The 20,414-nt window shown below is 72.7% G+C and carries 14 protein-coding genes and 2 pseudogenes; 5 read left to right on the top strand and 11 right to left on the bottom strand.

Annotation, left to right across the window (positions count from 1 at the left end):
• Window positions 1-56: 56 nt before the first annotated feature.
• The 3 genes from ACLF5H_RS32510 to ACLF5H_RS32500 all read right to left on the bottom strand — a co-directional run bounded on the left by ACLF5H_RS32510 (window position 57) and on the right by ACLF5H_RS32500 (window position 4,677).
• The gene (locus tag ACLF5H_RS32510; RefSeq protein WP_421679597.1) at window positions 57-1,271 is read right to left on the bottom strand and encodes a chitinase; all 1,215 of its coding nucleotides are present in this window, start codon (window positions 1,269-1,271) and stop codon (window positions 57-59) included.
• Window positions 1,272-1,399: 128 nt separating this feature from the next.
• Window positions 1,400-3,571 carry a TIM-barrel domain-containing protein gene (locus tag ACLF5H_RS32505; RefSeq protein WP_421679679.1) on the bottom strand — a complete coding sequence of 724 codons (2,172 nt, stop codon included), beginning with the start codon at window positions 3,569-3,571 and terminating at the stop codon, window positions 1,400-1,402.
• A 689-nt stretch (window positions 3,572-4,260) separates the two neighbouring features.
• Entirely contained in the window at window positions 4,261-4,677 is a 417-nt protein-coding gene (locus ACLF5H_RS32500; protein ID WP_421679596.1) for a PaaI family thioesterase, read from the bottom strand.
• 211 nt (window positions 4,678-4,888) lie between these two features.
• On the opposite strand from ACLF5H_RS32500, the gene ACLF5H_RS32495 reads away from it, so the two are divergent.
• A complete protein-coding gene (locus ACLF5H_RS32495) occupies window positions 4,889-5,986 on the top strand; it encodes a GNAT family N-acetyltransferase (RefSeq protein ID WP_421679595.1) in 1,098 nt (365 codons plus the stop codon).
• A 66-nt stretch (window positions 5,987-6,052) separates the two neighbouring features.
• On the opposite strand, the pseudogene ACLF5H_RS32490 reads toward ACLF5H_RS32495, so the two are convergent.
• Window positions 6,053-7,076: pseudogene (locus ACLF5H_RS32490) on the bottom strand (Ppx/GppA family phosphatase).
• A gap of 219 nt (window positions 7,077-7,295) precedes the next feature.
• Here ACLF5H_RS32490 and ACLF5H_RS32485 point away from each other — a divergent pair.
• The 4 genes from ACLF5H_RS32485 (at window position 7,296) to ACLF5H_RS32470 (ending at window position 13,927) form a co-directional block, all read left to right on the top strand.
• A complete protein-coding gene (locus ACLF5H_RS32485) occupies window positions 7,296-8,468 on the top strand; it encodes an FAD-dependent oxidoreductase (RefSeq protein WP_421679594.1) in 1,173 nt (390 codons plus the stop codon).
• 161 nt (window positions 8,469-8,629) lie between these two features.
• Window positions 8,630-10,408 carry an RICIN domain-containing protein gene (locus tag ACLF5H_RS32480; protein WP_421679593.1) on the top strand — a complete coding sequence of 593 codons (1,779 nt, stop codon included), beginning with the start codon at window positions 8,630-8,632 and terminating at the stop codon, window positions 10,406-10,408.
• A gap of 261 nt (window positions 10,409-10,669) precedes the next feature.
• Window positions 10,670-13,210, top strand: a complete 2,541-nt coding sequence (locus tag ACLF5H_RS32475; protein ID WP_421679592.1) for a discoidin domain-containing protein — start codon at window positions 10,670-10,672, stop codon at window positions 13,208-13,210.
• Window positions 13,211-13,684: 474 nt separating this feature from the next.
• Window positions 13,685-13,927 carry a chaplin gene (locus tag ACLF5H_RS32470; protein ID WP_421679591.1) on the top strand — a complete coding sequence of 81 codons (243 nt, stop codon included), beginning with the start codon at window positions 13,685-13,687 and terminating at the stop codon, window positions 13,925-13,927.
• 51 nt (window positions 13,928-13,978) lie between these two features.
• On the opposite strand, the pseudogene ACLF5H_RS32465 reads toward ACLF5H_RS32470, so the two are convergent.
• The 7 genes and pseudogenes from ACLF5H_RS32465 to ACLF5H_RS32435 all read right to left on the bottom strand — a co-directional run.
• Window positions 13,979-14,920, bottom strand: a pseudogene (locus tag ACLF5H_RS32465) (PP2C family protein-serine/threonine phosphatase); the annotation flags it as partial.
• On the bottom strand, window positions 14,806-15,771 hold the full coding sequence (locus tag ACLF5H_RS32460) for a hypothetical protein (RefSeq protein ID WP_421679590.1): 966 nt from the start codon (window positions 15,769-15,771) through the stop codon (window positions 14,806-14,808). The gene ACLF5H_RS32460 and the pseudogene ACLF5H_RS32465, both read right to left, overlap by 115 nt.
• The gene (locus ACLF5H_RS32455) at window positions 15,768-16,805 is read right to left on the bottom strand and encodes a SpoIIE family protein phosphatase (RefSeq protein ID WP_421679589.1); all 1,038 of its coding nucleotides are present in this window, start codon (window positions 16,803-16,805) and stop codon (window positions 15,768-15,770) included. Before ACLF5H_RS32455 ends, ACLF5H_RS32460 begins: the two co-directional genes overlap by 4 nt.
• On the bottom strand, window positions 16,802-17,248 hold the full coding sequence (locus tag ACLF5H_RS32450) for an anti-sigma regulatory factor (protein WP_421679678.1): 447 nt from the start codon (window positions 17,246-17,248) through the stop codon (window positions 16,802-16,804). The genes ACLF5H_RS32455 and ACLF5H_RS32450 overlap by 4 nt, the downstream gene beginning before the upstream one ends.
• Entirely contained in the window at window positions 17,248-17,628 is a 381-nt protein-coding gene (locus ACLF5H_RS32445; protein ID WP_421679588.1) for an STAS domain-containing protein, read from the bottom strand. The genes ACLF5H_RS32450 and ACLF5H_RS32445 overlap by 1 nt, the downstream gene beginning before the upstream one ends.
• The gene (locus tag ACLF5H_RS32440) at window positions 17,625-18,515 is read right to left on the bottom strand and encodes an STAS domain-containing protein (RefSeq protein WP_421679677.1); all 891 of its coding nucleotides are present in this window, start codon (window positions 18,513-18,515) and stop codon (window positions 17,625-17,627) included. The genes ACLF5H_RS32445 and ACLF5H_RS32440 overlap by 4 nt, the downstream gene beginning before the upstream one ends.
• Window positions 18,516-18,973: 458 nt before the next feature.
• On the bottom strand, window positions 18,974-20,164 hold the full coding sequence (locus tag ACLF5H_RS32435; RefSeq protein WP_421679587.1) for an acyltransferase family protein: 1,191 nt from the start codon (window positions 20,162-20,164) through the stop codon (window positions 18,974-18,976).
• Between the last annotated feature and the right edge of the window lie 250 nt (window positions 20,165-20,414).

The raw sequence follows: 20,414 nt of genomic DNA, 5'->3' as shown, positions 1-20,414 counted from the left end.
GCCCGTCCGGTGCGAGGAACACCGGACGGGCCCCCGGCCACGGGGCGGGCACGGGATCAGCAGGCGCCCTCGTCCTGCCAGGGGCCCCAGGTGGAGGCGCCGGGCACCTCGTTCTGGGTCCACCACTTGGCCTTCCAGTTGTGCTGCTGGTACGACACCTCGGTGCCGCCCGTGTACGCGGTGGCGGAGTTCCACGCGGGCTTGCACGAGGTCGGGGTCGGCGTCGGGGTGGGCGTGGGCGTGCCGGTCGGCGGGGTGACGCCCGCGAACTTCACCGAGTACTTCGCGAAGTCCCAGTCGCTCTGCGCCACGCTCGAACAAGTCCCGGACGTACGGCCCCCGTTGTCGGGCGGGCTGCACTGTCTGTCGCGGTTGATCGACCAGAAGGTGAAGCGGTCCATGTGGTGGCTGGTCGCGTAGTCCAGCACGGTCTGGAAGTCGCTCTGGGTGAAGATCTCGCCGGTGTCGCTGCGGCCGTTCATGCCGGAGAAGCCCTCGTGGGCGTAGGCGGTAGCCTCGTCCCAGCCGAAGGTGGACTGCAGGATCGAGTTGAAGTTGGTCAGCGCGCCGGTCTGGCTCGCCGCCCCGTTGAAGCCGCCGTCGAAGGGCATGATGGAGAAGTTGTTCGGGGTGAACCCCTGCGACTTCGCCTCCAGCAGCATCTGCTTGCCGAACCAGCCGGTGCCGTCCGCGGTGCCGGCCGTCGTCACGGAGACGTACAGGCCCGGGTTGTTCTGCTGGAGGATCTTCGCCGCGCCGATCTCGTTCTTGATGGCCGCGGTGTTCTCGTACTCCGGCTCCTCCAGGTCGAAGTCGATGGCGTGCAGGCCGTACTTGGTGATCACCTGCTGGTACGCCGCCGCCGTGGACGCCGGGTCCGCGCAGGCCTGGCCGAGCTTGGTGCCGCCGTAGCCGCCGATGGAGACGGACACATCGCCGCCCTTGGCGCGGATGACGTTGATCGTCGACTGCACGGCCGTGTCCGAGGAGACGGGTGCCGTACCGTCCCAAGTGGGCGAACAGCCGCCCCCGTTGGGGGCGAGCACGAAGGCCAGCTGGAACGCCTTGAGGCCGGTGGCGTCCATGATGGCGGCCGCGTCGGGCGGGTCGTTGTCCAGCGGCATCAGATAGGGGGCGGCCGCGTACCAGCGGTTGCTCAGGGCGTCCTGGGGCGTTGCGCCCGAGGCGTTGGCGGCGACCAGGGCGGTGGTGCCCGCGGCGGCGAGCACGACGGCGGCCGCCGCGCTCAGACAGGCGTGAAGACGTCTCACTGCGTGCCTCCAGAGGGTGGGGAGAGACCCGGGTGGGGGAGGAGCCCCCACCCTCCGGGAGCTGTTGCGGCCACGTCAATAAGTTGGCCTAGACCAACCTGCTCTTTGGACTAGACCATACGATCCCTTTACCGTTTGTCGACCAATCGCAGACCGAAGCCCCGGTCCAGCGGCAGGCTCGCCGTGGTGATCGTCGTGACCCGCGTGGCCGGGTCGAACGACCAGGCGGAGCGGGGAAGTTGACGCCCGTCCAGCAGCACCCGCGCGGGCGCGGAGCCGCCGTGCACGGTGAACCGGTACGTCCGGGCGGTCACCTTGCCCTGATAGGCGCCCTTGCTCGCGCCGACCGACACGGTCGTCCCGTGCGCGTCCCGGTGCAGGGCGACCCGCTGGGCCGCGGCCGCTCCCTTGGTGAAGTCACGGGTCACGCCGTCGTCCTCGTACAGCGTGTAGTGACTGGTGCCATGGGCCGACGGATACAGGTCCCAGTCCAGCTCGTGCCGGTCCCGGGTCTCCCAACTCGTCGTGCCCTTCGGCCACATGGGCACGATCGCGCCCTCGCGCACGAACAGCGGGAGGGTGTCCAGCGGCGCGTGGTAGCCGTTGACCGTGGTCGGGCCGTGGTAGGTGCGGCCGGTCCAGTAGTCCGTCCAGGTGCCCTTGGGCAGATAGATCCCGTCGCGGGTGTCGGAGTCCTGGTACACCGGCGCGACCAGGAAGTCCGGGCCGGACAGGAACTCGTATTTGGCGTTCGCGCCCAGGGTGCCCGGGTCGTCGGGGTACTCCAGCCACAGCGGACGCACCGCGCCCACACCGCTCCTGGCCGCGTCGGCGGAGAGGGTGTACATGTACGGCAGCAGCCGCTCCTTCAGCTGGAGGTACTTGCGGTTGACGGAGGTGTACGGCTCGCCGTCCAGCCACGGCTGCTGGTCGGCGGGCTTCTTGGTGGTCAGGTCGGTGGCCCAGCCGTCCATGGTCATGATGGCCGGCAGGAACGCCTTCCACTGGAGGTCGCGGGCGTACATCTCGGGGTCGTGGCGGTAGATGCTGCCCACGTCGCCGGTGTTGTACGCGATGCCGGACATCGTCGCCCCGGCGTACGTCGGGATCTGCCAGCGGATGTAGTCCCAGGACAGCTGCTGGTCGCCGCTCCACAGCACCCCGCAGCGCTGGGCGCCCGCCCAGGAGACGGGCAGCCACACGAAGCCGCGGGCGTCGCTGTTGTCCTCGATGCCCTTCTTCGCCGCGTCGCAGGCGTCCAGCGCGAACTGGTAGCCGTTGCCGACCCAGGCCACGTCCAGCTTGGCCACCCGCTGGCCCGCCTTGACCTGTTCGGCCAGCTTGTCGATGCCGTCCTGCGTCCACAGACCGAGCTGGGCGTGGTGGTCGTTCAGGCCCTGGGCGGTCTGCTGGAGGTCCTCGTAGCCGCAGCCGTAGCCGTCGTTGACCAGCATCCAGCCCAGCGGCATCTGGTGCTGGGTGTAGCCGTCGGCGACCTTCAGGGCGTCCAGGGTGTGCCGCTCGCCCCGGTTGGCGTTGTGCAGATAGCAGTCGGAGTCACCGGGCTCCAGGCCGTAGACCGGCGGCATGAACGGCTTGCCCACCAACTTCGTGTACTTGCCGATGACTTGCTTGGCGTCGCCGAGGAAGTAGTAGGCGTCCAGGCGCCGTTCCTGCTGCCCGGTGGTCACCGGTGAGTCGAAGGTGTACACGCCCGGCGCGAAGGTGTTGCGGAAGACGCCGTAGCCCGCGCTGGAGAGGTAGAACGGCTGGGAGTTGTTGTAGCCGCCCTCGTCCCAGTCGAAGCTGTTGGACACGTACATCGTCTGCCCGCGGTGCGAGAAGCTGCCGTTCTGCTCGCCGCCGCCGAAGAACTGCTCGTCGGCGCCCCGGTCCAGGCTCTGCCGCATCCCGCCGGTGGACCAGCGCAGCGGCTTGTCCTCCTGCCAGATCCGGGTGCGGTTGTCCGCCTTGTACAGCCCGAACCGCAGCGGCTTCTTGTACACGCGCAGCACGGCCCCGGGCGCGCGGATGCCGTAGTAGGCGCCCGCGTCGAAGGTGGAGGTGCGCCGGTCCGCAGCCGGTTCCTTGCGTACGATCTCGGTGCCGGCCGGGTCGCTCAGCGAGCCCGACGGGTCCGCCTGGAGCCGGAGTTGACCACCGGTCAGGAAATCGGCGCGCGCCGTGAGCTGCCCGGCCCGGATCGTGTAGCTGCCGTCGCCGCCCGAGAAGGACGTCAGATCACCGGCGTCCTCGGTCGCGGGCAGATACGCCGTGCCGGTGAAGGAGTTGTCGTGCACGTCGTACGGCACGACGACCACGTGGTACGTCCCCGACGCCCGCGGGATCACGGTGGCCTCGGGGTCGGCGGTGCCCGCGCTGGAGGCGACCTGGGTGCCGTGGTCGTCGTACACGTACAGGTCGAAGTCGTCGGTGGGGTGCTCCCACTTGACGGCCAGCGGGACGCCGCCCTCGGGGTTGTCGTTCCAGTAGTTGGCCGGTACCGAGACGGACAGGTCGAAGCGGTCGCAGACCTGGTCGTCGGGGTCGGCGCCGGGGGCCGGGCAGTCCTTCGGGTCGCCGACGGTGCCCTTGGGGTAGACGGGGCTCTGCCAGCTGACACTGCTGTGGGCGGGGTCCAGTACGGCGCCGGTGGCGGCGGCCGCGGCGGGCGCCGGGACGACCAGCGCGGTACCGGCCAGGGCGGTCACCAGCCCCAGCGGCACCCAGGCCGGCCAGGGCACCCGGTGTCGGAGTCTTCGCACGGCGGAACAGCTCCCCTCGCGTCGGTGCGGAATATCTGAGCGTGCGCGGAAGTGCTTGAAGATGCGCGAAATCAAGCAACTTCACGCACGAAGACTCGGAGGAAGCACAGGTTCATGTCAATACCGCGGGCGGATCCGGAACGCCTTACGGGGCGACGCGGGCGCACATGGCAAAGGGCCGGACCCCGCCCTCCGGCGCGGTCCGGCCCGTCGGCCGCGGTGTCTCAGTCGGCCTGTCTACGCAGCACGATCTGCGTCTGCGTGGTCTGCCCCACCAGCCGGTCCCGGTCGTCGCGCAGCTCCGTCTGCACCACGATGAGGGTGCCGCCGAGATGCAGCGGCCGGGCCGTGGCGTGGACGTGCCCCGAGGTGAGCGCGCGCAGGAAGTTGGTCTTGGACTCGACCGTCGAGGTGCCGGCCGCCCCCTCGGGCAGGTTGAGGTAGGCGCACACCGCGCCCACGCTGTCCGCCAGCGCCATCAGCGCCCCGCCGTGCAGCGCGCCACCGGCCGTGCACACCTCGGGCGACCAGGCGAGCGAGCCCACGGTGCGCTCGGCGGTGGCCTCCCGCAGCTCGATGCCGAGACCGGCCGCGAACGGCATGGTGGCCAGCAGCTCGGCGGGCTCGAAGTGGGACGTCATGACGTACCGCCTTTCATGAGGGCCAGGATGATCGGGAAGTCTGCCAGCCGGCGCCTTCCCCCGTGGCGGAACGGGGAGTTCACGAGGGAGCGGCCGCCCCCGCGTCGCCCTGCGCGCCCTTGACAGGGTCCGTCTGTTTCGCCAGTTTTGAGCAGCGGCGCACGGCGGGGGACCGGGCGCCCGTCGCGCGGCGGGAAGGCGGGGGAGCCGAGTGGAGATCACCGTCCACGGAACCGGCGAGCTGACGCCCGGACAACACCGGGCCTGGCACGAGGCGATGGACTCCTCGTTCGCCTTCGCCAACCCCTTCCTCGCCCCCGAGTTCGCCCTCGCCGTCGGCCGGCACCGGGGCGGGGCCCGGGTGGCGGTGCTGCGCGAGGGGGGCCGGGACGTGGGCTTCCTGCCGTACGAACGGGGGCCGTTCGGGACCGGCCGGGCGATCGGACTCGGGCTCTCCGACTGCCAGGCCCTGGTGCACCGGCCCGGAACCACCTGGGACACGGGCGAGTTGCTGCGGGCCTGCGACCTGAACAGCTTCGAGTTCGACCATCTGGCCGACGGACAGCGGCCGTTCGAGCCGTACGTCACCGGCACCTTCGCCTCGCCCGTCATCGATGTGCGGCCCGGCGACGGCGACTACGCCGCCTGGCTGCGCGGCACCTACCCCGGGCAGGCGAAGACGACCCTGAAGAAGGAGCGCCGCCTCGGCCGGGACGTCGGCGAGGTGCGCTTCGTGTTCGACGAGCGCGACCCCGAGGCGCTGCGCACCCTCATGCGCTGGAAGTCCGCGCAGTACCGCAGGACCGGCCGCATGGACCGGTTCGCCAGGCCTTGGATCGTCGCCCTGGTCGAGGAGTTGTCCCGGCTGCGCGCACCGCACTGCACCGGCGTGCTGTCCGTGCTCTACGCCGGGGACCGCCCGGTCGCCGCCCACTTCGGGCCCCGGTCGAGCACGGTGCTGGCGGCCTGGTTCACCGCGTACGACCCCGAACTGCACCGCTATTCACCGGGGTTGATGATGCATCTGCGGACCGCCGAGGCCGCCGCCCGGCACGGGGTCGCCATGGTGGACCTCGGACGCGGCGACAAGGAGTACAAGGACTGGCTGAAGACCCGCGAACTACGGGTCCAGGAGGGCTTCTTGACCCGGCCGCACCCGGTGGCGCTCGCCCACCGCCTGTGGCGCGGGCCCGCGCGTGGCCTGCGCAACACCGTGCTGGCCCACCCCCGGCTGCGCGAACCCGCCGACCGGCTGCTGCGGACGGCGGGCGCCCTGCGCACCCGAGGACAGGGCCCCGCCGGTCCGTGAGGGAACGAGGGCACGAAAGAGGCCGGGATCCCCGCGGGCACGCACGCGTCAGCAGGCCGTCGCGCGCTACGCGGAGGGCCCCACGACGCTCCGCAGCGACACCGTCGAGGACGGCGCCGCCGTGGGACAGGCTCCCGCGGCCCGTGTCCACCAGTCGGCGCCGTCCTCGATGTAGCGCAGCAGGATGCCCTCGCGGATCGCCCAGGGGCAGACCACGGCCCGGCGCAGCCCCATCAGCTTCAGCGCCGTGTGCCCGACGACGGCACCGGCCAGGCTCTGCGCGGCACGCGGCGCGGAGATGCCGGGCAACTGGGCCCGCTCGGCGGCGGGCAGCGTGGCCAGGGTGTGCGCCGCCGCGCGCAGGTCCCCGCCGCAGGTCCCCGCGCCGCAGCGCGCGCGGCTCGAACGGCCCGAACCGGCCCGGCGCGGCCCCGCACAGCCGCGCCAGCTGCTGGAACGTACGGGAACTGACCGCGGCGGTGCGCGGCGACTCCCACCGTATCCGCGCCGCCACGTCCCGCAGCTCGTGCCGGATCCGGCGGCGCAGCTCCTTCAACTCGCCCGCCCCGGGCGGGTCCTGGACCTCCAGGTACTCCCGGGTCAACCGGCTCGCGCCCAGCGGCAGCGAGGCCGCGAAGTCGGGCAGCCGGCCCCGCCCGAAGGCCACCTCCAGCGAGCCCCCGCCGATGTCGAGCAGCGCGAGCGGGCCCGCGTTCCAGCCGAGCCAGCGGCGGGCCGCCAGGAACGTCAGCTCGGCCTCGGTCTCGCCCGGCAGGGTGCACATCCGGATCCCGGTCCCGGCCGCCACCCGCTCCAGCACCTCCGCGCGGTTCGGCGCGCCCCGGACCACGGCGGTGGCGAACGCCAGCGGGCCCGCGGCCTTCCACCGCAGCGCCGTGTCGCCCGCCTCGGCCACCGCCTCGACCAGCCGCTCCACCGCCTCCTCGGCGATGGTGCCGTCCGGGCCGACCTGTTCGGACAGGCGCAGCTTCCATTTGACGGTGTGCACCGGCAGCGGAACACCCCCCTCCACATCCGCGATCACCAGTCGGACCGTGTTCGATCCCGCGTCCACCACACTCACCCGCATGGCGGGTCCGTACCCACTCCGTCGGCCGAAACGCCTCCGTCCGAGGGGCGGTCGTGCGCACACCACGCCCCGGCGGGCGGCGCCCGGGGCACGGACGGCACCCACCGGCGCGCGTCGGCCGAGGCGCCCGCCCCTGTCCGGATCCGTGCCCCACCCGGCGCCCCCGGCCCACGGCTGTACTTGGATGGTCATCACCACGGTCGGCATGGGGAGCGGCACATGACCGGTACGGCAGCGACCAGAGTCCTGGTGATCGGCGGCGGCATCGCGGGCGGCGCCGCCGCACTGGGGCTGCACCGCGCCGGCTTCGACGTGCGCGTGTACGAGGCGCACTCCGGCGCGGACCAGGACATCGGCGCCTTCCTCACCCTGGCGAGCACCGGCATGCGCGCCCTGGCCCAGCTGGACGCCACCCGGGCCGTGACGGCCATCGGTTTTCCGCTGACTTCGCTGCGCCTGCTGGACGCGGCGGGCGCCGAACTGGCCCATGTCCCGCTCGGCGAGGTCGCCGAACCCGATCTGCGCTACCGCTGCCTGCGCCGCGGCGAGCTGAACTCCGCGCTCCAGCGGGAGGTTTCGGCCCGCGGCATCCGCCTCACCCACGGCGCCCGGCTGACCTCGGTGACCGACGGACCCTACGGTGTCACCGCGCGCTTCGCGGACGGCACCACCGCCACCGGCGACCTGCTCATCGGCGCCGACGGCCTGAACTCCGCCGTCCGCCGCGCCCTCAGCCCCGGCATCCGGCCCCGCTACGCGGGACAGCGCGTCTTCTACGGCCGCACCCCCGGGGCCCCGGGCGCGGGCGGGGGCGGCGTCATCACCATGGTGCGCGGCAGCGAGAGCGCCTTCGGGTACGCCGCGGCGCCGACGGGGGAGACGTACTGGTTCGCCCGCGTCGGCGGCGACCCGCTGCCCGAACGGGGGCCGGGCGCGCGCAGCGCCGTACCGCGCGAGGACCTGCTGCCCCTGCTGCGCGCGGACACCACCCCCGCCGCCGCGCTCGTCGCCGCCTGCCCGGGCCCCGTCATGGTCACCAGCGCCACCGAGATGCCGCTCGGCGCCCGCTGGCACACCGGCAGGGTCCTGCTCATCGGCGACGCGGCCCACGCGGCCTCCCCGGCGACCGGGCAGGGCGCCGCCACGGCGCTGGAGGACGCGGTGGTCCTCGCCAAGGCGCTGCGCGATCTGCCGGACGCCGCACGGGCGTTCGCGGCGTACGAGCGGCACCGGCGCCCGCGCGTGGAGCACAACATCACCGTCAGCGGCGGCATCTCCCGCGGCACCCACGCCCCCGCCCGCCCCGCCGACCCGAACCACCGCCCCGACCACCGGGACGACGAACTGATCCGCCAACTGGCCTGGGACGCACCGCTGTCCGAGGAGGGCTGACCGGCCGGCCCGCGCGCGAAAGTGCAAGAGGCGGCGCACGGGAGTCCATTGCCGGGACACCGCCGGGGGTTGATCGTTCCGTGGGACCGGAGCTTCGGCATGACCTCCGGCATCACCTCCGGCATCACCTCCGGCACAACCTTCGGCAACGAGGAGCATCCGTGCGACTGTTGAGCAGAGCGGGCGGCGCCGTGGCCGCGGCCGTCGCCCTCGTCCTGGGCGCCGCCCCCGCGTCCCCGGCGTCCGCCGCCCCCGCCTACACCGTCACCGTGGGCAGCCCGGTGCCCTTCCCGTACCCCACGGACACCCCCGCGAGCCCCTTCCTCGACCGGGACGGCACCTTCCACTACCAGCAGTCCGCCGCCCTGTACGGCGCGAACGACCCCCGCAGCTGGGACTTCTACACCGGCACCGACTTCGACACCGCCGCCTTCGACAGCGCGCTGAGCACCGCGGTGAACCCGGCCGACCCCGCCGACCGCAACGACGACACCACCGCGCGCTGCGACAACAGCCCCACCGGCCGCGAGGCGAGCTACCCCCCGGCCGGATCGGGCTACTCCCAGAAGAACTACTGCGACCTGTCCGGGGTGTGGGTCGACCCCGACACCGGCGACTGGTACGGCCTGGTCCACAACGAGTTCACCCCTCAACCCTTCGGCGACGGGCTGCACTTCGACGCCATCGACTACGCCGTCTCCACCGACCGGGGCCGCACCTGGACCATCGAGGACCACGTCATCACCTCCCCGTTCAGCACCGTGCGCGGGGACACGGCCGCCTTCCCGAACCAGACGTACGACTACGGCGACGGCGATCAGCGCCTGTTCGTGGACACCGCCTCCGGCTACTTCTACGTCTATTACGGCTCCCGGATCGTGGACAAGAAGGGCGGCTGGAAGGCCTTCTACGAGCACGTCGCCCGTGCCCCGATCGCCGACAGGATGGCCCCCGGCTCCTGGCGCAAGTGGTACGACGGCGCCTGGTCCCAGCCCGGCACCGGCGGCAAGGAGAGCAACATCGTCCCCGTCGACGCCGACCACCCCACCGGGCACACCCCCGCGGCCGCCGAGTACGACCCGGCGAACACCGGCACCACGGCCGAGCAGATCGCCGCCGGAAAGACGCCCCCGACCTCCCCGCTGTTCGTGATGAACATCGCCTACGACGCCTACCTCGGGCTGTACATCGGCGAACCGCAGGGCGTCGACCAGAGCGGGAACGCGCCGCAGTACCTCTACGCCACCGACGACCTCGCCACCCAGAAATGGCACCTGATCGGCGACACCGGTAGCTACACGAACGCCTCCTGGTACCGCTGGTTCCTCGACGGCGCGAACCGCACCAGCTCCTCGATCGTGGGCAGGACCATGCGCTCGTACTGCTCCTTCGGCTGCGCGCACGGCGCCGACGGCGAGTACGTCGACCTCACCCTCGACTCCGGCGCGCCCGCGGCGCCGCCGGTGGCCGCCGGGCATCGCTACCGGATCGCCGCCGGCAGCGGCCGTGTCCTCGCCCAGAACCCCGGCGCCGCCACCACTGCGGCCCGGCCCACCCCGGCCGCCCGCGCCACCTGGACCTTCCGGCCCACCGGCGACGGCGCCTACACCGTGACCAACACCGCCACCGGCGCCCTGCTCGGCGTCGACTCCACCAGGACCCGGGACCGCGCCTGGGGCACCGTGCCGACCGTCACCCCGCGGCACGGGAAGAGCCCGGCCGTCGGACAGCAGTGGTTCCTGATCCCGGACGCCTCCCCGGCCCGTACCTTCCACCTCGTCAACCGCTACAGCGGCCTGGTCCTCGGACTGTCCGCCGATCCCGGCCGGGGCGCGGAGACCGTCCCGGTGCGCACCTGGACCGACACCACCCACAGCGCCGTCGGCCACGGCCGCACCGCCGCCGAGCAGACCCTCACACTCACCCCGGTACGGGACTGAACTCCGAGATCCCCGCGGCGAGTTGCGGAAATCCGACGCCCGCCCGGCCGTGACCGCGGCCCGGGCGGGCGCCCCCGCCGCACTCCCCGCGACGGCCGGGCGGCAGGCGCGAAAAGGGACTTGACGCGGCGCCCCGAGCGGCGCGGGTGGAAAGGTTCGGCTTCCGAAGGCTTGTGCGGCATCCGTCTCGCCACTTAAATCAAAACGTGAACTAAGTAGTGAGCGATCGATGTTCACCCACCGGTCTTCAGGGAGCCGCACATGAGATTCCGATCCGCGGGTGTCGCGCTGGCCGCCATGGCCGCGCTGATCACCCTGCCCCTCGGCCACGGCCGGGCCGTCGCGGCCGAGGCGCCGTTGTCCCAGGGGAAGACGGCCACCGCCTCCTCCGAGGAGAACTACGGCACCACCGCGGCCGACGCCGTCGACGGCGACACGGGGACCCGCTGGTCCTCCGCCACCACCGACGACCAGTGGCTCCAGGTCGACCTGGGCGCCACCGCCTCCGTCACCCGCGTCGTCCTCGACTGGGAGGCCGCGTACGCGAAGGACTACAAGGTCCAGATATCGAAGGACGCCGTCAACTGGACCGATCTGAAGTCGGTCACCGGCTCGGACGGCGGCGACGACACCCTCGACGTCTCGGGCCAGGGCCGCTACGTCCGCATGCTCGGCGTGCACCGCGCCACCCAATGGGGCTACTCCCTCTGGGAGTTCCAGGTGTACGGCAGCACCGACACCGCACAGCCCGCCTGCGGCACGGCGAACGCCGCCCAGGGCAGGCCCGCCACCGCCTCCTCCACCGAGAACGCCGGCACCCCCGCCTCCGCCGCCTTCGACGGCGACACCGGCACCCGCTGGTCCAGCCAGGCGTCCGACCCGCAGTGGGTCCAGGTCGACCTCGGCTCGGTGCAGGACCTGTGCAAGGTGGACCTGAACTGGGAGACCGCCTACGGCAAGAACTTCCAGATCCAGACCTCCACCGACGGCCAGAACTGGAGCACCCTCAAGAGCGTCACCGGCGCCACCGGCGGCAGCGCGTCCTACGACGTCAGCGGCTCCGGCCGGTACGTCCGCGTCTACGGCACCGCCCGCGGCACCGGCTACGGCTACTCCCTGTGGGAGGTCGCCGTGCACACCGGCACCACCGGCACCCCGCCCGTGCAGGGCGGCGGCGATCTCGGGCCGAACGTCATCGTCGTCGACCCCTCCACGCCGAACCTCCAGCAGAAGTTCGACACCGTCTTCGCCCAGCAGGAATCCGCCCAGTTCGGCAGCGGCCGCTACCAGTTCCTGCTCAAGCCCGGCACGTACAACAACATCAACGCCCAGATCGGCTTCTACACCTCGATCTCCGGGCTCGGCCTCAACCCCGACGACACCCAGATCAACGGTGATGTCACCGTGGACGCGGGCTGGTTCAACGGCAACGCCACCCAGAACTTCTGGCGTTCGGCCGAGAACCTCGCCATCAGGCCGTCGAACGGGGACGACCGCTGGGCCGTCGCCCAGGCCGCGCCCTTCCGCCGCATCCACGTCGAGGGCGGCCTCAACCTCGCCCCGAACGGCTACGGTTGGGCCTCCGGCGGCTACATCGCCGACTCGAAGATCGACGGCACCGTCGGCCCCTACTCCCAGCAGCAGTGGTACACCCGCGACAGCTCGGTCGGCGGCTGGACCAACGGCGTGTGGAACATGACCTTCTCCGGCGTCCAGGGCGCGCCCGCCACCAACTTCGACAGCGGCCCGTACACCACGCTGGACAACACACCCGTCTCCCGCGAGAAGCCGTTCCTGTACCTGGACGGCTCCACGTACAAGGTGTTCGTCCCGGCCAAGCGCACCAACGCCCGCGGTGTCTCCTGGCCGAACACGCCGGGCACCTCCCTCCCGCTCGACCAGTTCTACGTCGTCAAGCCGGGCGCGACCGCGGCCACCATCAACGCGGCCCTCGCCCAGGGCCTCAACCTCCTGTTCACCCCGGGCGTCTACCACCTCGACCGGACGATCAACGTGACCCGCGCGAACACCGTGGTCCTCGGCCTCGGGCTCGCCACCCTGGTCCCGGACAACGGCGTCGACGCCATGCACGTCTCCGACGTCGACGGCGTCAAGCTGGCCGGACTGCTGATCGACGCCGGATCCGTCAACTCCGACACCCTCCTGCGCATCGGCGACCCCGGTGCGAGCGCCGACCACTCCGCGAACCCCACCACGGTGCAGGACGTGTTCTTCCGCATCGGCGGCGCGGGCCCCGGCCTCGCCACCAACTCGCTGGTGGTCAACAGCGACGACACGATCATCGACCACACCTGGATCTGGCGCGCCGACCACGGCAGCGGCGTCGGCTGGACCACCAACCGCGCGGACTACGGCCTGCGGGTCAACGGCGACGACGTCCTCGCCACCGGTCTGTTCGTCGAGCACTTCAACAAGTACGACGTCTACTGGAGCGGAGAGCGCGGCCGGACCATCTTCTTCCAGAACGAGAAGGCGTACGACGCCCCGAACGCCGCCGCCGTCACCCATGACGGCATCACCGGCTACGCCGCCTACAAGGTCGACGACTCGGTCACCACGCACGAGGCGTGGGGCCTGGGCAGCTACTGCAACTACACCGCCGACCCCTCGATCGTGCAGGCCCACGGCTTCCAGGTGCCGACGGGATCCGGCATCAGACTGCACGACCTCCTGGTGATCTCCCTCGGCGGCAACGGCCAGTACGCCCATGTCGTCAACACCACCGGAGCCGCCACCTCGGGAACCAGCACCGTCCCCTCCAAGGTGACCTCCTTCCCGTAACCCCTCGCACCCCGGGACCGGCCCCCACCGGACCGGTCCCGGGACCCGCCACGACCGGCCCACCCGACCTGCGCAGACCCGGGGCGGCCCCTAGGGTGTCGTACACGGGCGGCCGGGTGCTGCCCCGTACCGGGTCAAGAAGCCGCCTCTCCTGGCGAACATGCCCCCGGCAAGGGGGACTTGACCCTGCCCGAGCGGTCCCCGGGCCCGGACCAGCGCGTCCGGCGGGCCAGCTGTCCCGGCAACTCGACGGGAGACGGTCCGACTTCACCCCGGCCGGTGATCCCCCGATTCCCGGCTTCGGGCGCCCCGGCCCGGGGACCTCGGCCCACGATCCGCTCGACCCGCCCCCACCTGCCCGGCCGGAATCATTCGGCCGACCGCGCCACCCCGTCGGCGTATCCGGAGAGGCGAGCCCCGCGGGAGCCGGGTGTGATGGTGCTGTCCCTACCGTTCGACCAGTAAGGCAGATTCATGCGCATCCGCAGCATCGCCACAACGGCCGTACTCGCAGGTGTCTTTGCGCTGGGCGGCACCGCCAGCGCCTTCGCGGCCGACCCCGACCCGACGACCGGCACGGCCGTGGGCAGCCCGGGTGTCCTGTCCGGGGACGTCATCCAGGTCCCGATCCACATCCCCGTCAACGTCTGCGGTGACAGCATCGACATCATCGGACTGCTGAACCCGGCCGCCGGGAACACCTGCGTCAACCAGTGACCGCACGCCCGTGCGCCGGTTCCCCGCCCAGGGGACCGGCGCACGAGCGCGTCAGGGGGCGGTGCGGCACAGCAACAGGCAGATGTCGTCGTCGTGTTCGGAGTCCCGCAGCATCGGCTTGAGCAGCGCGTCGGCCGCCGCGTCCAGCCGCTCCAGGTCCGCCGCGCCGAGCGTGCCCAGGGCGTCCGCCAGCCGCTCTATGCCCGCGTCGATCCCCGCGGACCGGCGCTCCACCAGCCCGTCCGTGTAGAGCGCGAGCGTGGCACCGGCCGGCAACTCCTCGTGGTGCTCCTCGTACTCGTAGGGCACCGGGACCCCGAGCATGATCCCCGGCTTGGCGTCCAGCACCCGCACCTCGCCCCCGGGGCCGCGCACCAGCGCGGGCGGATGCCCGGCCGCCGCCCACACCACACCCGGCTCACCCGGCGTGAACCGGGCGACGGCACAGGTCGCATACAGCTCCGGCTGCTGATGGCGCAGCATCCGGTGCAGCAGGGTGAGGATGCGGGCGGGCCCGTTGCCCTCGACCGCGTAGGCGCGCAGCGCGGTCCGCAACTGGCCCATCATCACCGCGGCCCGCAGCCCGTGCCCGGTGACGTCCCCGATCACCGCCAGCACACTGCCGTCGGGCCCGGGGAACGCGTCGTACCAGTCGCCGCCGATGTTCAGGCCGTGCGTGGCCGGCAGATAACGCGCCGCCAGCGCGAGCCCCGGGGTGTCCGGCAACTCGGTGAGCTGGGCGCGCTGAAGGGCCTCGGCGACGTCCCGGTGCTGCTCGTACTGGCGGGCGTTGTCCAGCGCGATGCCCGCCCGCCGGGCCAGCTCCAGCAGCATCACGGCGGTGTCCGGCGCGAACCGCTCACCGGGCGCCGACAGGGTCAGCACGCCCTGCACGGTGCGCGCGCCGAGCGGCAGGCACAGCAGCGGCCGGTCGGGGGAGAGCGCGGAGGCCGGCAGATCGTCCACGCCGGGGAGCCCGCCGGGCTGCGGCGCCGTAACCGAGCAGTCCGCTCATACCGACGTCGAACTTGTTGTCGTACTGGATGAACTCCTTGCCGCGCAGGGCGTGTCCCACCGGGGACTTGACCTTCTCGGCGAACTCCATGACCCTGCGGCGCCGCGTGCTGGGGGCGCCCGGTGCGGGCCGCCGTCACCGCCGCCGCGGCCCGTTCGGCGGGCGGGGTCCGCTCGTCGTCCACCAGCCATACGTCCACCTGCCGGGCGTGCTCGGGCACCAGCAGCTTGGGCAGCCGCCGCAGGATGTCCTCGTGATCCAGCGAGGCGTTGAGCGAGGCGCTGGCGTCGGCGAGGAAGGTCAGCAGCCGACGGGCGTTCTCCGCCTCCGCGCGCGCCGCCCGCTCGGCGTCCAGGAGTTCCCGCTGCGCCAGCGCGGCCGCCTCCAGCTCGGCGTGCAGCGCGAGCACGCCCTGGTTGGTCTGGTGCAGTTCCTCGCGGTGGAACCGCACCAGCTCCTCCGCCTCGTCCAGACCCGCCAGTACGACGGCGGTGTCCTCGCCCGCGCCGAGCAGCGCCTCGGCGAGGTCCGCCTCGGCCAGGTCGCCGGGCCGGGGCAGCGGCCGGGGCAGGGGAGAGGGGCAGGCCAGCGTGTGCCGCCAGGGCTCGGCGCCGTCCAGGGCGATGTGGAGGTCCTCGGCGGCGGTCACGGTCAGCCGCTGCCGCCGCCCCTCCCGGGAGGGCCGCAGCAGGGCGGTCAGTACGGCCAGGAAACGGGCGCGGTCCCGGGCCGGCACCCCCGCGTCCGCCGTGAGCCGCGCCAGCAGGGCACGGGCGCGGGCCGCGTCGACGGGGCCGGTCAGGGTCCAGGTGTCGCAGGTCGTGGTCATGGGCGGCGGTCCTGGGCCAGTACGGCGACGCTGGTGTCGTCGCGCGGGGGGCGGGCGGCGCTGCCCGCGTCCCGCAGGACGGTCGCGGCCAGCACCGACGGATCCTGGGCGAGCAGCCGGGGGTCCTCGGGCGGCGTCCAGCGGCTGGGCAGCCCGTCACTGTGCAGCACGAGCAGACTGTCGCGGTGCCACGGCGCCCGGCGCAAGGGGACGTGCGCCGGGAAGTACGCCCCGACGATCCCCGGATGCGACACCAGCGACGTCCACCCGTCCGCGGTACGCAGCCGGGCCCCGATGTTGCCGACCCCGGCGAAGCCGAGTTCGCCCTTCCCGGTGTCCACCTGGGCCACGGCGATCGCGGCCCCCCGGGTGGGGCGCAGGGCGGTGTGCAGCCGCCGCAGGATCTCCTGGGGCGGCGACTGCGCGGCCCGCCGCAGCTCCGTGACCGCCGCGCCGGACGCGTGCCCGGCCTTGGGTCCGTGCCCGAGCCCGTCCGCGAGCAGCAGGGTCACCAGCCCCTCGTGGCCTACGCAGGCCCAGGCGTCACCGGAGTGCTCGGCCCGGTCGAGCGAGGCGACGATGCCACCGGCCGTGGGTCCCTCGGATGCCCGGCCGCCCCGTGCGCGTTCCGGATCGATCCGCGCCGTCGCCACCGTGCCCCGGCCCGGGGCGCCGTACAGCTGGAAGGCGTCGGCGTTGCGCAGACAGCTGCCGAGGCCCGCGCCGAGGGAGGGCCCGGCGGTGGTGCAGCCGTCGCGCAGGGCCGCCGTGACATCGGCGATGCCCGGCCCGTGGTCCAGCGCGAACAGCCGTACCGAGGTCCCCGTGCCGGACGGCGGTGCCACCAGGTTGACCACCAGGGTGCCGCCGCCCGCGTGCCGGAGCAGATTGGTGGCCAGCTCGGTGGCCACCAGCTCCCCGGCCGCCGTACGCTCGGGCCCCAGGCCCGCCTGTCCGCACGCCTCGCGGACCGCCGTACGGGCGTCCCGGACACGCGTGGAGTCGTGCACCGGGACCTCCCAGACGCGGCTCATCCCAGCCCCGATCGCGAGGCGGGCACCTGGGTCACCCAGGCGACGGCCGTGACGGTGGTGCCCCGGCCCGGCGCGGTGTCCACGCTGAACTCCTGCACCAGCCGCTTGGCACCGCTGAGCCCGAGCCCGAGGCCGCCGCCCGAGGTGTAGCCGTCGGTCATGGCCAGCTCCAGATCGCGGATGCCGGGGCCGCTGTCGACGAAGCTCATCCGCAGGCCGCGGGCGCGGCCGTTGTCCAGCGGGGTGATCTCCGCGTGCCCGCCACCGCCGTGCACCAGGGTGTTGCGGGCCAGCTCGCTCGCGGCCGTGACCAGCTTCGTCTGCTGCACCAGACCGAATCCGAGGGCCGCCGCGCACTGCCGCACCTGCTGTCGCACCCAGGCCAGATCCGCGTCCGAACCGATGGGCACGGTGGTTGCGGACGCCTGGCCGGACGGATGCATCATCTCCCCCTCTGGGACAGCACTTCCATGGCCCGGTCGACGTCCAGCGCGGTGGTCAGACCGGGCAGCGCCAGCCCCAGTTCGACCAGGGTGATCGCGACGGCGGGCCGCATTCCGGCGAGGACCGTACGGGCGGCGAGCAGCCGGGCGGTGGACGCGATCTCCGCGAGCACCCGGCCGAGGAAGGAGTCGACGATGTCCACTCCGGAGATGTCGATGACCACCCCGGTCACGCCGGTGGTGGCGATGCGGTGGCTGAGGTCCTGCTGCAACTGCTCGGCGAGTCCGTCGTGCAGTTCGCCCTGGAGCGAGACGAGCAGTATGTCGCCCAGGGTCAGTACCGGCACCGGGGCCGGATGGACGGGGACGGGTTCGTTCACCGGGCGTTCGTACCCGTCTGCGCACGGGAGACCTCGATGCCCTGCCGGCTCAGCGCGTAGGCCAGCGCGTCGGCGAGCGAGGCCCGGGTGAGCACCGAACCCAGATCGATGCCGAGCTGCACGATGGTCTGGGCGATGGCCGGGCGGATACCGGAGACGATGCACTCGGCCCCCATCAGCCGCGCCGCGGCCACCGTCTTCATCAGGTGCTGCGCCACCAGCGAGTCCACGGTGGGCACACCGGTGATGTCCAGGATGGCGTACCGGGCGCGCTGCTCGACGATGGCCTCCAGCAGCGACTCCATCACGACCTGGCTGCGGGCGCTGTCCAGGGTCCCGATCAGCGGGACGGCGACGGTGTGCTCCCACAACTTGATGACGGGGGTGGCCACTTCGAGCAGCTGCTGGCGCTGCCGCTCGATCATCTCCGCGCCCGCGTCCAAAGTGGTCTCCAGGACGACCAGGCGCAGGGTGCCCAGCAGCAGGGTCAGGGTCAGCACGCATTCCTGGGCCTGCGGGGCGGTCGGGTCGGCGAACTCCTCGCGCAGCAGATCGACGGCGGGGGCGCGCAGCGCGGCCACCTCGTCGGCGATCCCGGCCGGCGTCGCACCGGCGCGGGCCCGGTTCTGGGTCATCCGGCCCAGCTGCTCGCGCACCGGTTCGTACCCGGGCGCGGTGGTGTCCTCCAGGCGCCCGCTGACGGCCACGTCGGACAGGGCGTCCACGACCGCCTTGCTGGCCTCGACCGCCTCGTCCCGGGAGACCGTGAAGACCGACCTGAACATGGGTGCGTCCGCCCATCGCTGGGCGATCTGCTCCTGGCGTCGCTCCAGGAACGAACCCACCAATTGCGGCGCCGACGCTGCCGCGTCCTGGTCCTGTGGCACTGTCACACTCTCCTCTCGCCCACCCGGGAGCCGCCGGCCGGCAGCTGATCTTCACCGTTCCGGCACCCTAGCCCCCGCCGCCCGGACGGGCCAACCCGAGCAGGCCGCTGACGTGCCAACTCTCCCTTTTTCACGGCGAGTTCACACCAGCAGCCGACCCGGCGACGACCGTCCCGACGGCGGCCCCGCGCCGGTTGCGGCGCGGGTGCCGGGTGGCCGTCTACCCCGGATCGCGCGAGAGTCCCCCGACTGTTGCGAACGTCACCCCCGCGGGTGCGCTTCCGGGTCGCCGTTGACCGGCCCGGCGAGGGCGAGAGGGCTGATCCGGCGGCGCGGCCGCGCCGGGGGGGGGAGGAGGCCAGGGCGAGCGCGGCGATCTCGGCGGACCGACGGCGGCCACCGCGAGGCCGCGCGTTACGGCCGAGCCCGCGGCCGAGGTCCCCCGCCCGCCCTCCTCCTCAGTCCGAAGGGGCGGCGGCGGGGGCCTCGCGCCGGGCCGGGACGGGGTCGGGCTGCGGCTGCTGCTTCGCCGCGGACCGCCGACGGCGCAGCAGCAGCCGTCTGGCCGGGCACTCGACCGCCTCGTACAGCACCCAGGACAGCCCGAGCGAGACGGCGAACGCGGTGGCGGTGACCGCGAGCCCGGCGAGAACGCCGAAGTGGGGCTTGGTGCCCAGGAGGTTGCTGCTGGCGCGCAGCACCAGCAGATGGATCATGTAGAAGGCGAACGACAGTTCCCCGAGCCGCACCAGGCGCCGGTGCCGCCACAGGGACGGCAGCCCGTTCAGGTCGGCGACGGCCGCCGCCGGGATGAGCAGGGCGAACCCGGTCAGGGTGCACACCGTGGCGGAGTAGCCAGGGGCGACCTGGGGTACCAGGAAGTAGCCGATGATCGCCAGCGCGAGGGACGCCTCAAGCCCCGGCCCGCGCCACCGGCCGAGCAGCACCAGCCGGGCGGTGACCGCGCCGAGCACGAACTCGGGCAGCCGGGCGGCGGGGAAGGAGTAGAGCGTGTACGTCCACCAGTGGTGCGCGTCCGACCAGGCCAGCACCAGCACCGAGGCCGCCGACAGGGCGCCCAGCGCGGCCGACGCGCGTGCGCCGAGGTGGCGCAGCAGCAGGATCAGCAGCGGGAAGGCGGCGTAGAAGAACGCCTCGCAGGCGAGCGACCAGCTGACCGGGTTGAGCGTCTGCCACCAGGGGTGCCACCAGGAGTGCAGCAGCAGGACGTTGGCGAGCGCGGGCTTCGGCGTGGGGTCGCCCTGGTGCGCCAGGGTGAGGGCCATCAGCAGGGCCACGGCGAGGGTGACGAGGTGCACCGGGTAGATCCGGGCGATGCGCCGCCGCCAGAAGGCGAGGGGTCTGTCTCCGGGCCGGGCCGACCAGGTCAGGACGAAACCCGACAGGACGAAGAAGAACGACACTCCGGTGGAACCGGCACCAAATCCCCAGTTGACCAGGTGGCCGCCGGTGCCGCCGAAGTAGCCGAAGTTGTTGACGTGCGTTCCGAACACCAGCAGTGCCGCCATCCACCGCAGCCCCGTCAGGGACGGCAGGGAGGGATTGGCGGCGGGTGGGACCCGGGCGTTCGTCGTGCCGGTCGGAGCGAGCGGCGTCGTCCGGAGCGCCCGGGTCGTCGCCGTGGTCATCGAATCACCTGCCGCAGAGGGTGGTTGGCGTGGGTAATGAAGGAGACTGCTGCCCGCTTCTGCCCGTTCCATCAGGTCACATGTCGAACATCACACAGATGCCGAACGAGGCAACCCCCGCCGCGCCACGGAGAGCACGCCCCGCTACACCCGTACGAGCGACATGGTCTCCACCGCTTGGCTGTGTGCGGGGGTGGCCGAAAACCGCTCGCCCAACTCGTCCTCGGCGAGGCCGACATGCCGGGCGGGC

The sequence above is a fragment of the Streptomyces sp. LaBMicrA B280 genome (assembly GCF_049222185.1).
Lineage (GTDB): Bacteria > Actinomycetota > Actinomycetes > Streptomycetales > Streptomycetaceae > Streptomyces > Streptomyces murinus.
This window is presented reverse-complemented; position numbering and strand designations above follow the sequence as displayed.

Excerpts from the sequence above, each read along its gene's own strand:
- ACLF5H_RS32500 (WP_421679596.1), bottom strand. The coding sequence starts at position 4,677 with ATGACGTCCCACTTCGAGCCCGCCGAGCTGCTGGCCACCATGCCGTTC.
- ACLF5H_RS32485 (WP_421679594.1), top strand. The coding sequence starts at position 7,296 with ATGACCGGTACGGCAGCGACCAGAGTCCTGGTGATCGGCGGCGGCATC.
- ACLF5H_RS32475 (WP_421679592.1), top strand. The coding sequence starts at position 10,670 with ATGAGATTCCGATCCGCGGGTGTCGCGCTGGCCGCCATGGCCGCGCTG.
- ACLF5H_RS32470 (WP_421679591.1), top strand. The coding sequence starts at position 13,685 with ATGCGCATCCGCAGCATCGCCACAACGGCCGTACTCGCAGGTGTCTTT.
- ACLF5H_RS32460 (WP_421679590.1), bottom strand. The coding sequence starts at position 15,771 with ATGACCACGACCTGCGACACCTGGACCCTGACCGGCCCCGTCGACGCG.
- ACLF5H_RS32455 (WP_421679589.1), bottom strand. The coding sequence starts at position 16,805 with ATGAGCCGCGTCTGGGAGGTCCCGGTGCACGACTCCACGCGTGTCCGG.
- ACLF5H_RS32450 (WP_421679678.1), bottom strand. The coding sequence starts at position 17,248 with ATGCATCCGTCCGGCCAGGCGTCCGCAACCACCGTGCCCATCGGTTCG.
- ACLF5H_RS32435 (WP_421679587.1), bottom strand. The coding sequence starts at position 20,164 with ATGACCACGGCGACGACCCGGGCGCTCCGGACGACGCCGCTCGCTCCG.